Annotated in this window: 7 protein-coding genes, 2 tRNA genes and 3 rRNA genes; 3 read left to right on the top strand and 9 right to left on the bottom strand. The window is 43.5% G+C overall.

The features are described from left to right. The first annotated feature begins 30 nt into the window (after positions 1-30). A complete protein-coding gene (locus HQQ94_RS10665) occupies positions 31-969 on the top strand; it encodes a sensor domain-containing diguanylate cyclase (protein WP_173294395.1) in 939 nt (312 codons plus the stop codon). A gap of 406 nt (positions 970-1,375) precedes the next feature. Here HQQ94_RS10665 and HQQ94_RS10660 read toward each other — a convergent pair whose 3' ends face one another. Beyond that, on the bottom strand, positions 1,376-2,275 hold the full coding sequence (locus tag HQQ94_RS10660; protein WP_254304042.1) for a DNA ligase: 900 nt from the start codon (positions 2,273-2,275) through the stop codon (positions 1,376-1,378). 177 nt (positions 2,276-2,452) lie between these two features. On the opposite strand from HQQ94_RS10660, the gene HQQ94_RS10655 reads away from it, so the two are divergent. Then, a complete protein-coding gene (locus HQQ94_RS10655) occupies positions 2,453-2,824 on the top strand; it encodes a diacylglycerol kinase (protein WP_173296606.1) in 372 nt (123 codons plus the stop codon). Between the two features lie 23 nt (positions 2,825-2,847). On the opposite strand, the gene HQQ94_RS10650 is transcribed toward HQQ94_RS10655, so the two are convergent. Then, positions 2,848-4,074, bottom strand: coding sequence for a nucleoside recognition domain-containing protein (locus HQQ94_RS10650; protein ID WP_173294394.1), 1,227 nt, complete (start codon positions 4,072-4,074; stop codon positions 2,848-2,850). Between the two features lie 172 nt (positions 4,075-4,246). Here HQQ94_RS10650 and rsmF point away from each other — a divergent pair, with 172 nt between their 5' ends. Further along, positions 4,247-5,701 (top strand): 16S rRNA (cytosine(1407)-C(5))-methyltransferase RsmF, encoded by a 1,455-nt coding sequence (gene rsmF, locus HQQ94_RS10645; protein ID WP_173294393.1) that lies wholly within the window; start codon positions 4,247-4,249, stop codon positions 5,699-5,701. A gap of 51 nt (positions 5,702-5,752) precedes the next feature. Here the strand turns inward: rsmF and HQQ94_RS10640 are convergent, their stop codons facing one another. From HQQ94_RS10640 to HQQ94_RS10610, 7 genes are all read right to left on the bottom strand, one after another. Continuing rightward, positions 5,753-6,319 carry a hypothetical protein gene (locus HQQ94_RS10640; protein ID WP_173294392.1) on the bottom strand — a complete coding sequence of 189 codons (567 nt, stop codon included), beginning with the start codon at positions 6,317-6,319 and terminating at the stop codon, positions 5,753-5,755. Between the two features lie 40 nt (positions 6,320-6,359). Then, positions 6,360-6,548, bottom strand: a complete 189-nt coding sequence (locus tag HQQ94_RS10635) for a hypothetical protein (RefSeq protein ID WP_173294391.1) — start codon at positions 6,546-6,548, stop codon at positions 6,360-6,362. A 162-nt stretch (positions 6,549-6,710) separates the two neighbouring features. Beyond that, positions 6,711-6,826: ribosomal RNA gene (rrf, locus tag HQQ94_RS10630) — 5S ribosomal RNA — on the bottom strand. A gap of 259 nt (positions 6,827-7,085) precedes the next feature. Beyond that, a 23S ribosomal RNA gene (locus HQQ94_RS10625) occupies positions 7,086-9,988 on the bottom strand. Positions 9,989-10,457: 469 nt separating this feature from the next. Next, a tRNA-Ala gene (locus tag HQQ94_RS10620) sits at positions 10,458-10,533 on the bottom strand. A gap of 159 nt (positions 10,534-10,692) precedes the next feature. After that, a tRNA-Ile gene (locus tag HQQ94_RS10615) sits at positions 10,693-10,769 on the bottom strand. A gap of 199 nt (positions 10,770-10,968) precedes the next feature. Then, positions 10,969-12,512 (bottom strand): 16S ribosomal RNA (locus tag HQQ94_RS10610). The 16S, 23S and 5S rRNA genes sit together here with 2 tRNA genes alongside, the layout of an rRNA operon. Positions 12,513-12,687 lie beyond the last annotated feature (175 nt).

Here is a 12,687-nt window from a genome sequence, read left to right as displayed (position 1 = left end):
TAGATAAATATTTGATAGAAAAGGAATAGCATGAATAGCCCTATGGAGTTCGATCTTAACAAGATGGCGATTTTCCTTCTAAATACTCTCGGTGAACACATCACTATCATTGATAACAAAGGAAATATAATCTACGTAAACCAACCTTGGTGCAGCTTTGCCAACAATAATAATAGCTCAACTATTGATAGTGAATGGACCAGTAAAAATTATTTATCTGTTTGTCGTCAAGCCAGTAACAATGGAGACGAATTTGGACAAGAAGCCTTTGTGGGGATACAAAATGTCATACGCACTAAAGAGAGTTTTTATCTAGAATATCCCTGCCATAGTCCAGATAAACAAAGATGGTTCATGATGAGAGTTATCCCATTACCTATTACAAATTGCGATTACTATAGCATCATCCATTACGATATAACTATACGAAAAATCGCCGAAGAAGAAGCCATAAAAAACGCCCAGTATGATGGGCTTACTCAAATACATAATCGTCACTATGGTGATAACTTTCTCTTAAACGAATTAAAACGCTGTCAACGTCTATTCCTTCCTATATCAGTTGGTATTATTGATATTGATGACTTTAAAGGAATTAATGATACACATGGGCATTTAATTGGAGATCAATGTTTAAAAATCGTCGCTCAGCTAATCAACAATTTATGTAAGCGACCCAGTGATTGTTGTTATCGTTTCGGCGGTGATGAATTTGTCATCATTTGGGGAAATCTTTCATTAGATCAAGCACAAAATCTAGCAGATACTCTACTAAAAAATTTAGCACAACTTAATATTATTAATAGCAAAAAACAAAGAGTCGATGTTAGCATATCTATAGGGTTGACTAATCATCCTTGCCCGACATCGACCAGCGACTATAATGATCTGCTTAATATCGCCGACAATGCATTATATATAGCAAAAAATACTGGTAAAAACCAAATAAAAGCAAGTTCTCTACAATAAACGACAAGACATCAAAAAATATAGTGAATACGAACGGATAGGCGCTCATTATCAAATGAATAATAGATATCACAAAGTTTATTTTTGATTTTTTTACTGTAAATAAGGCTGGCAAGCTAATTAAAAATAAAATGCTCAAGCGAAAAGATGTGATTCACTTCCATCAGGACCAGAGGTTTACCTCATAAATAGTCGAAGATATGGTTACAATGAACAAAAGAGATGAGACAGGCATAACTTTATAGACGATATGAAATCCTTTTACGTTAGCTTTTCTAAAGAAAACCTTATTCAGCTTACTTGCCTGTTAATGTGCGTCCGTGGCGGTCAGATGTGCTTTCGGCGTCTCGCAGAAGTGCCTACACAGATCCCGCTGAGCAAGCGATAGATAGATAACGATGAAGGTTCACTCGCTTAACCTTACTCTTAAAAAGCGTGCAAACCTAGGCGTCCCTTTCTGCGTCAAACCAGAAAACTGATAAGTCACCATAGCGCCTAATCTTGGTGGTTGGCGACGTTCCGCTAACGTAAAGCCGGTGCCAATTTTAAAGCGTAACCCTTCTGGCGTTTCAACCAATAATGCCCCCAGTATACCTGTAAATTTGCCCTTTCCCGGTATATGACCAATGACCATTGCTTCTGCATCAAAAAGTGGTTTGAATTTTATCACATCTTTATTTTTACCTGCGATGTAAAGTGATGTTTGACGATGTAACATTAACCCTTCCCCTCCTTGTTTAACCACCTGTTCAAACCAAATATCTAACTCAGTTAAACTGGATATTCGCTTCTGCTCAATGACCACTATATAAGGAGAAATATTGGCTAAGTCTTTTGCAAATTTTTGGTAACGAAGCTCAAACGTCAGTTCGCTGCTAGGAAAATCAAACACCATAAACTTAACTTTTTTCCATTCCTCATCAAGAGGTGTGGTTCTTCTCACTAAGCCTGACATCTGTTCAAATGTCTCTCTTCCCATCCATAATTCCCCCTCTAACGGATAATCAGGAAAGTCTTGAGTAAACCAACTCGGAGTAATAATTCTCCTCCCCGTTCGAGTGAATAGCTGCTTACCATTCCAAGCCCCTCTGACACCATCAAGCTTTTCACTGATGAGATAATCTGAAAGGCTTCCTTCTATGGGTAAATTGGCCGAAAATAGTGGGTGGTTAATGGAAAAGACAGATTTGGATGGTAAAAAAGGTGGCTTCACTGGTGTCACTTCTAATAGAGAGTTACCCAGTGTCATACATGGAAATGTAGCCGTTAATACGAGGATAAAAGTGTAATATCGCCAAGCTTTCATTCAGCACTCCTTCGCGCAACACCGTCAGATTAGTCCATTAATCTAACAAACAGTCCAACATCAATAATCATGAGTGTAGAACAGGAAACACACGATTTGAAATTAGTCACACATTTACACTATATGATACTCTTACAAAAACAAGCTGCTAACAGCAAAAATCAACTTTGGACCAATATGAAACCTGAACATAACCACGGTATTAGACGTATATTGAGAGCATTTGGCTTCTCGATGAAAGGACTTAAGGCCGCGTGGATACATGAAGCCGCATTTAGACAAGAACTCGTGCTTGCCTGCTTAATGCTCCCCGCAGCATTAATTGCTGACATCAGTATAATAGAGCGCTTAATACTGATCTTAACCCTATTTATTGTGTTAATTGTTGAATTATTAAATTCAGCCATAGAAGCCGTTGTCGACAGAATTAGTGACGAAACTCACGTATTGAGCGGACAAGCTAAAGATGTTGCATCTGCCGCTGTTTTTATAAGCCTGACATTATGTGCAACAACCTGGGCTGTTGTACTGGGATCTCGCTATCTTTAACAACATTTAGATAAACAACGACATCAACCATAAAAATAATAACAAACAAAAATAGCCGCAAGGATCCCAGAAAAATCTGCGGTTAAGCCACACAATAACGCATGTCTGCCATTCTTAATCCCAACCGCACCAAAATAAACCGCTAATACATAAAAAGTGGTTTCAGTGCTTCCTTGAAAAACAGCAGCTAAACGCCCAGCAAATGAATCGACACCATGGTGTTCCATAGTTTCAAGCATCATTGCTCTGGCGCCTGAGCCACTAAAAGGTTTCATTATTGCTGTCGGCAATGCATCGACAAAACGGGTATCACCTCCTATCACTGACACTATCAAAGAAATAAGGTTTAACAAATAATCTAATGCACCAGAAGCACGCAACAGGGCAATAGCCAGTAACATGGCAAGTAAGTATGGGATAAGCGTGATTGATTGAGCGAAGCCTTCTTTAGCGCCAATGATAAACTCATCATATACGGCCACTTTTCGTAGACCTGCCACCAGTATAAAGCTGAACACCAATAGCAGTAATATTCCATTGCCCATTCCTGTCGACAGGGTTCCTATTGCTAATGTGGTTAAGGTCCCCAAATAGAAAACTAACGCCATTATCGAGCCCAAAAGCACAGTTCCATAACCTAAAACAACCGTATTAAGCAAAGAAATACGCTGAAACAGTGATACAACAATAACGCCAGCTAAGGTAGACGCCGTTGTGGCCAGAAGTATCGGCAAAAAAATGTCAGCAGGGGCCGATGCACCTTGCTGAGCTCGATAAAGAAAGACAGTCACAGGCACAAGTGTTACAGATGAAGTATTAAGCACTAAGAACAAAATTTGGGCATTCGTGGCGACTGCTTTATCCGGATTTACGCTCTGTAAATCTTGCATTGCCTTCAATCCCAGAGGAGTAGCCGCATTATCAAGCCCTAAAATATTCGCCGTAAGGTTCATCGTGATACTGCCATATGCTGGGTGACCTCTAGGTACGTCCGGCATTAGCTTAGATAATAAAGGCTCAAACAATCTGGCAAAAAAACCAACCACACCGGCTTTTTCACCCACACGCATCAATCCCATCCACAAAGATAGCACCCCGATTAATCCCAGCGCAATTTCAGCCGCGAGTTTTGAACTGTCAAACAATGCATTAACTGATGCTGATAGCACCTCGATATGACCATTGAAAAGTTGAAACACAATGGCAAGCATCGCTGTTACAAAGAAAAATAACCATATCCGATTTAACACACTACATCCTTCTAATCACGCATCATTCTGCAACTGAATTATCAGCTGTCAACCTAAGAGAAGCTAACCCTCAACATCAAGTCACTCCACAAATCCTAACCTCGTACACTCACTCCGTTATGCTATGCTATAATGCCGAAAAATAATATGTTGCTGGTACCGTTTCTTCCTTATGGCTCATTTAAATCAAGATTTTCTTCATAGCATTGTCAAAGATATGCCTTCTCACCTCACTATGGATGATTTTATCAGCTACTGTCATCGGCCTCTTCGTCCCTCTATTCGTATCAATACGCTAAAGATTACTTCCAAAGATTTTATCGACTTGATGAAGCCTAAAGGCTGGACACTTGAGCCTATCCCTTGGTGCAGTGATGGCTTCTGGGTCGCCTTAGACAATGAAATACAATTAGGTAACACCATAGAACATATTCAGGGGCTTTTTTATATTCAAGAAGCGAGTTCAATGTTGCCCCCCACAGCACTCTTTGATGATTTTGATCACACGGCCCAATACTCCATACTGGATATGGCATCAGCGCCTGGTTCAAAAACAACACAAATGGCCGCTTTAATGAAAAATTCAGGCCTACTGGTGACGAACGAATACTCCTCCAGTCGAGTTAAGGTACTCCATGCCAATGTATTACGCATGGGGGTGGCTAATACAGCGCTAACTCATTTCGATGCTCGAGTATTTGGTGAATACCTCTACAACCAATTCGATGCCATTTTACTCGATGCTCCTTGCAGTGGCGAAGGCACGATACGCAAAGATCCTCACGCACTGAAAAATTGGAGTACAGCAAACAATACCTCCATTATTGACACGCAAAAGGCCTTGATTGAATCGGCATTTCTGGCATTGAAAACGGGAGGGAGTTTAGTCTACTCAACTTGCGCACTCAGCCGAGCAGAAAATCAGGAAGTGTGTGAACACCTTATGTCATGCTTTCCTGATGCATTAGAATTTCAGTCTTTACGTCACCTCTTTCCCGATGCGGAAAAATCTTGTACTGCAGAGGGTTTCTTGCATGTTTGGCCTCAAATATATGATAGTGAAGGTTTCTTTATCGCTAAAATACGTAAAGTTACAGATGTTGAACGTCAAAAGCCTATCCCTAAACAGCAAAAAAACTTTCCATTTTCACCTGCCTGTACAAAAGTGAAAACTGAATTAGCCAACTATTTTACACACACCTTTGGTATCATTCTTCCCAATGATGGCTTAATCATGGTTCGAGATCTTGAATACTGGTTATTTCCCGCTGCGATAGCCAATCTGATTGGAAAAATGCGCTTTCAACGAATAGGGATTAAACTTGCCGATGGATTAAAAAAAGGCTTCAAGATACGCCATGAAGCCATTATAGCATTAGCCAACCAACAACAATGTATTGAGTTAGATTCATCACAAGCCATTCAATATCTTATGGGCCGAGATATCCCACTACAAGATGAGCAGCAGCCACAAGGTGAAGTGATCCTTAGCTACCATGGTTGCCCATTAGGTCTTGCCAAACACCTTGGGAAACGATTGAAAAACAATCTCCCTCGAGAACTAGTACGCGATAAAGTCATGACTTCAGAAGCAAAATGTCACTTTGATATTAACCTGAAAACATGATGTGAATGTCGCTGAAGTGCCATGGCGTTTTCACTACGGGCGTTAAAATGTTTAAGCACCTAAGCTTATTAGTTTCGCCGTTAATTCATCTTCAGTGATTAATTTCATTTCATGTTGTTTCTTTAGCTTGCGAATAGTGTCGAAATTATCGAGTTTTCGCTTGGCGTTACCCAGTCTACGCTCATGATCATCTTCCGAAATAATCTCCATCTTTAAGGCTCTATCCAGCTTTTCTTTTTCAGAATCGTATTCTTTTTGAAAAATAGCTTTTTCTTGTAACTTAATTTGATCTTTCAGGCTTTTTTCAATTTCGATTGCTTCATTTTCAAGTGTGATCTTTTTTTCTAGTAAAGGCTCGATGCTGCTAAGTGTATCGGCTAATACATCCTCTACTTTTTTACCTTCATTATTCATCAGGTTTTCAACGTATTTTTTACCAATACCCTGATAACCTATATGTAATTGGCCTTCAATAGAAGATATTTTCGCCTTTATGGCAATTAATTTTGCATTATCTTTGGTTGAAGTAAATATATCCCCACCTAATTTAGCCGTAGAATCACTAATATTAGTACCAATCGTATTAGCCTGAGTTTTTATTTTATTAAAAAAGCCCATTTAATTATCCTTAATTATTATTTATTTACTTGAAAGTCTTTTATATTTCGATTTTTTTTACTGGTTTTCTTATTTTAAATATTTTATAGCCGACATAGGCCAGTAAACCGATAGCACTAAGATAAAGTACCAACTTTAATGCACTAAAAATAAAATAAACGATCAACAGAGACATCACAGCAGCAATAGATCCCAGTCTAAATTTATTCTTTTTACTTAACCACTTCATAATTTCCCTATTTATCGAGACTTTATTTACTAATCATTTAATCTTAACTGCCTTAAATGCGAAAAGCCCGTTGCATTAGCAACGGGCTTTATCAACTCTCTTAAGAGACGTTTTGTCTTCACTATTTTTCTAACAAAGAGTCAAAGTAAAAACGAATTAGGCGCCTGGAAATGACCTACTCTCACATGGGGAGACCCCACACTACCATCGGCGCGATTGCATTTCACTTCTGAGTTCGGGATGGGATCAGGTGGTGCCACAATGCTATGGTTTCCAGACAAATTCTTACTGGTTAATTATTCGTCTCACGGCATTGTTTCCTCGCTCCAGTGCTTGTGTACTAAAGTACACGCCGCGCTTCGCTCGTTACGGCTTTGTCAGCCAAACAATTTCCTGCGTAATTAACCAAATAACTAAATTCGAAAAGCTGTTAAATAAATATAATTGAGTGTAACTTAAATCAAATTGGTATTCTTTTTCGCTCTGTAATCACTCATTAACCACAAACTTCTTAGAAGTAAAACCCATCTGGGTTGTATGGTTAAGCCTTACGAGTCATTAGTACAGGTTAGCTCAACGCCTCACAACGCTTACACACCCTGCCTATCAACGTCCTAGTCTCGAACGGCTCTTTAAAGGGATTAAATCCCTAGGGATGACTCATCTTAGGACTCGCTTCCCGCTTAGATGCTTTCAGCGGTTATCGATTCCGAACGTAGCTACCGGGCAATGCTATTGGCATAACAACCCGAACACCAGCGGTTCGTCCACTCCGGTCCTCTCGTACTAGGAGCAGCTTCCTTCAATCATCCAACGCCCACGGCAGATAGGGACCGAACTGTCTCACGACGTTCTGAACCCAGCTCGCGTACCACTTTAAATGGCGAACAGCCATACCCTTGGGACCGACTTCAGCCCCAGGATGTGATGAGCCGACATCGAGGTGCCAAACACCGCCGTCGATATGAACTCTTGGGCGGTATCAGCCTGTTATCCCCGGCGTACCTTTTATCCGTTGAGCGATGGCCCTTCCATTCAGAACCACCGGATCACTATGACCTACTTTCGTACCTGCTCGACGTGTATGTCTCGCAGTTAAGCTGGCTTATGCCATTGCACTAACCGTACGATGTCCGACCGTACTTAGCCAACCTTCGTGCTCCTCCGTTACTCTTTGGGAGGAGACCGCCCCAGTCAAACTACCCACCAGACACTGTCCTCAACCCCGATTCAGGGGCCAGAGTTAGAACATCAAAACTACAAGGGTGGTATTTCAAGGTTGACTCCAACAGAACTAGCGTCCCATCTTCATAGTCTCCCACCTATCCTACACATGTAGGTTCAATGTTCAGTGCCAAGCTATAGTAAAGGTGCACGGGGTCTTTCCGTCTAGCCGCGGGTATACGGCATCTTCACCGCAATTTCAACTTCACTGAGTCTCGGCTGGAGACAGCGTGGCCATCATTACGCCATTCGTGCAGGTCGGAACTTACCCGACAAGGAATTTCGCTACCTTAGGACCGTTATAGTTACGGCCGCCGTTTACCGGGGCTTCGATCATGAGCTTCTCCGAAGATAACCCAATCAATTAACCTTCCGGCACCGGGCAGGCGTCATACCGTATACTTCCTCTTGCGAGTTTGCACAGTACTGTGTTTTTGATAAACAGTTGCAGCCACCTGGTATCTGCGACTCCCGTCAGCTTAAAGAGCAAGTCTTATCACCAACAGGAGCGTACCTTCTCCCGAAGTTACGGTACCATTTTGCCTAGTTCCTTCAGCCGAGTTCTCTCAAGCGCCTTGGTATTCTCTACCCAACCACCTGTGTCGGTTTGGGGTACGATTCCTACTAACCTGAAGCTTAGAAGATTTTCCTGGAAGCATGGCATCAACTACTTCATCACCTTAGTGACTCGTCATCAGCTCTCAGCATCGCAATTTAATGCGTATTCCCGGATTTGCCTAAGAATACTGCCTACTACCTTAAACGCGGACAACCAACGCCGCGCTAGCCTAGCCTTCTCCGTCTCTCCATCGCAGTTAGCAGAAGTACGGGAATATTAACCCGTTTCCCATCGACTACGCCTTTCGGCCTCGCCTTAGGGGTCGACTCACCCTGCCCTGATTAACATTGGACAGGAACCCTTGGTCTTTCGGCGAGGGAGTTTTTCACTCCCTTTATCGTTACTCATGTCAGCATTCGCACTTCTGATACCTCCAGCGTGGGTTACCCCTTCACCTTCTACGGCTTACAGAACGCTCCTCTACCGCGTACATCAAAGATGCACACCCGTAGCTTCGGTGTATTGCTTAGCCCCGTTAAATCTTCCGCGCAGGCCGACTCGACTAGTGAGCTATTACGCTTTCTTTAAATGATGGCTGCTTCTAAGCCAACATCCTAGCTGTCTAAGCCTTCCCACATCGTTTCCCACTTAGCAATAACTTTGGGACCTTAGCTGACGGTCTGGGTTGTTTCCCTTTTCACGACGGACGTTAGCACCCGCCGTGTGTCTCCCGAGTAGTACTCATTGGTATTCGGAGTTTGCAAAGGGTTGGTAAGTCGGGATGACCCCCTAGCCTTAACAGTGCTCTACCCCCAATGGTATTCGCTCGAGGCGCTACCTAAATAGCTTTCGAGGAGAACCAGATATCTCCCGGTTTGATTGGCCTTTCACCCCCATCCACAAGTCATCCGCTCATTTTCAACATAAGTCGGTTCGGTCCTCCAATTGATGTTACTCAATCTTCAACCTGCCCATGGATAGATCACCGGGTTTCGGGTCTACACCTTGCAACTAAACGCGCAGTTAACACTCGGTTTCCCTACGGCTCCGCTATTCGCTTAACCTCGCTACAAAATGTAAGTCGCTGACCCATTATACAAAAGGTACGCAGTCACGGTCTCAAGAACCGCTCCCACTGCTTGTACGTATACGGTTTCAGGTTCTATTTCACTCCCCTCACAGGGGTTCTTTTCGCCTTTCCCTCACGGTACTGGTTCACTATCGGTCAGTCAGGAGTATTTAGCCTTGGAGGATGGTCCCCCCATGTTCAGACAAGATGTCACGTGTCCCGTCCTACTCGTTTTCATCTATGGTTAGTTTTCATGTACGGGGCTATCACCCTGTGCCGCTGTGCTTTCCAACACATTCCACTAACACCCCATAGACTTAAGGGCTAACCCCCGTTCGCTCGCCGCTACTAGGGGGATCTCGGTTGATTTCTTTTCCTCCGGGTACTTAGATGTTTCAGTTCCCCGGGTTCGCCTCACGACACTATGTATTCATGTCGTGATACATGCTTATGCATGTGGGTTTCCCCATTCGGATATCGTTAGCTCAAATGCTTGTTACTAGCTCGCCAACGCTTTTCGCAAGTTACTACGTCCTTCATCGCCTCTGACTGCCAAGGCATCCACCGTATACGCTTAGTCACTTAACCATACAACCCACATAGGTTTTTATTCGCTTGCTACTTTGCCCTTATGCGGCGTTACTTAAGTTCGCTTGTCAGTTATGTAGCGCAGCTACATGCCTTTCTCGCTCACTTTCGCGCATTGCCTAAGACCAAACTCGCTGCGCTAATATTATCTATTGTTCAAACGGGTAGTTTGAACGAGATGTATCGCAACTAATGGTGTTTACTTTCGCCAAAAGAATACTCTTGAACTCATCACCCTAAGGTAAATCATTCCGCACTTGATTTAAGTGTTTGAGAACTCAATTATTTATTTTCGCATTAATGCTATTAACAACAAACAACCTAAGCCATTCACCGTCCCTTTCACATTAACACTATCAGCTTTCCAAATTTTTAAAGAGCGGGCTTAAAAAAGCCAAAGATAAAGTATTAGTTTATCTTTGGCATCTCTATCCAATGCATGTATATATTGTATTAAAATATAATTAAATGGTGGAGCTATGCGGGATCGAACCGCAGACCTCCTGCGTGCAAGGCAGGCGCTCTCCCAGCTGAGCTATAGCCCCATTTACATGCAGTTGAGAAATAATCAAGTAACCAATTAGCTATCACTAGTTAAATGGCGAAGCCAATTCGCATTCTAATCAATGCAGTTTAATGTGACGTTTAACTCTCATAAAAATGAGTCTAAACGAGTATTAAACTAACGCAGAGTAGAAAAGAATTGGTGGGTCAGAGTGGACTTGAACCACCGACCTCACCCTTATCAGGGGTGCGCTCTAACCAGCTGAGCTACAGACCCATTCTTTTTGGTCTTTTAACACTTACTCATCGTTACTTTCTTCATTTCTCAGTCATGTACTAAAGCACACTCCCTGCGAGACTCATCAAGTGCCTTGATTAAGAATTAAAATCCTCAAAAATACTTTTCGATATATTTCTCTTTCTTCTATCAAGTAATCTGTGTGAACACTCAGCAAATATTGAGTTAGTCGTATAGGTAAGGAGGTGATCCAGCCCCAGGTTCCCCTAGGGCTACCTTGTTACGACTTCACCCCAGTCATGAACCACACCGTGGTAAACGCCCTCCCCGAAAGGTTAAGCTATCTACTTCTGGTGCAGCCCACTCCCATGGTGTGACGGGCGGTGTGTACAAGGCCCGGGAACGTATTCACCGTGGCATTCTGATCCACGATTACTAGCGATTCCGACTTCATGGAGTCGAGTTGCAGACTCCAATCCGGACTACGACCGGCTTTGTGAGATTAGCTCCACCTCGCGGCTTTGCAACCCTCTGTACCGACCATTGTAGCACGTGTGTAGCCCTACTCGTAAGGGCCATGATGACTTGACGTCGTCCCCACCTTCCTCCGGTTTATCACCGGCAGTCTCCCTAAAGTTCCCACCATTACGTGCTGGCAAATAAGGATAAGGGTTGCGCTCGTTGCGGGACTTAACCCAACATTTCACAACACGAGCTGACGACAGCCATGCAGCACCTGTCTCTCAGTTCCCGAAGGCACAAAACCATCTCTGGTAAGTTCTGAGGATGTCAAGAGTAGGTAAGGTTCTTCGCGTTGCATCGAATTAAACCACATGCTCCACCGCTTGTGCGGGCCCCCGTCAATTCATTTGAGTTTTAACCTTGCGGCCGTACTCCCCAGGCGGTCTACTTAATGCGTTAGCTTGGGAACCCAGTAACATAAGTTACCAAATTCCGAGTAGACATCGTTTACGGCGTGGACTACCAGGGTATCTAATCCTGTTTGCTCCCCACGCTTTCGTACATGAGCGTCAGTCTTTGTCCAGGGGGCCGCCTTCGCCACCGGTATTCCTTCAGATCTCTACGCATTTCACCGCTACACCTGAAATTCTACCCCCCTCTACAAGACTCTAGTTCCCCAGTTCCAAATGCAATTCCCAGGTTGAGCCCGGGGCTTTCACATCTGGCTTAAAAAACCGCCTGCGTACGCTTTACGCCCAGTAATTCCGATTAACGCTTGCACCCCTCGTATTACCGCGGCTGCTGGCACGAAGTTAGCCGGTGCTTCTTCTGCGAGTAACGTCACAGCTAGCCGCTATTAACGACCAACCTTTCCTCCTCGCTGAAAGTGCTTTACAACCCGAAGGCCTTCTTCACACACGCGGCATGGCTGCATCAGGCTTTCGCCCATTGTGCAATATTCCCCACTGCTGCCTCCCGTAGGAGTCTGGGCCGTGTCTCAGTCCCAGTGTGGCTGATCATCCTCTCAGACCAGCTAGGGATCGTCGCCTAGGTGAGCCATTACCTCACCTACTAGCTAATCCCACCTAGACTCATCTAATCGCGGAAGGCCCGAAGGTCCCCTCCTTTCCCCCGTAGGGCGTATGCGGTATTAGCAGTCGTTTCCAACTGTTATCCCCCACGACTAGGCAGATATCTAGGCATTACTCACCCGTCCGCCGCTCGACGCCTGATAGCAAGCTATCTTCGTTTCCGCTCGACTTGCATGTGTTAGGCCTGCCGCCAGCGTTCAATCTGAGCCATGATCAAACTCTTCAATTAAAGTTTTTTGCTAAACCCCGTTAAGGACTCAGCGGCTCAATGAATTCTGATGTCATTGACAACACTCATAAGAGTATTAACAACGATTGTACATATTGATTCAAACTAGGTTCGAATCTATGAACACTCATTCATTGAGAAATTTTTTGACTGCCTCACTTTTTACTAGAAAAAA

The organism is Shewanella sp. VB17 (assembly GCF_013248905.1).
Lineage (GTDB): Bacteria > Pseudomonadota > Gammaproteobacteria > Enterobacterales > Shewanellaceae > Shewanella.
This window is presented reverse-complemented; position numbering and strand designations above follow the sequence as displayed.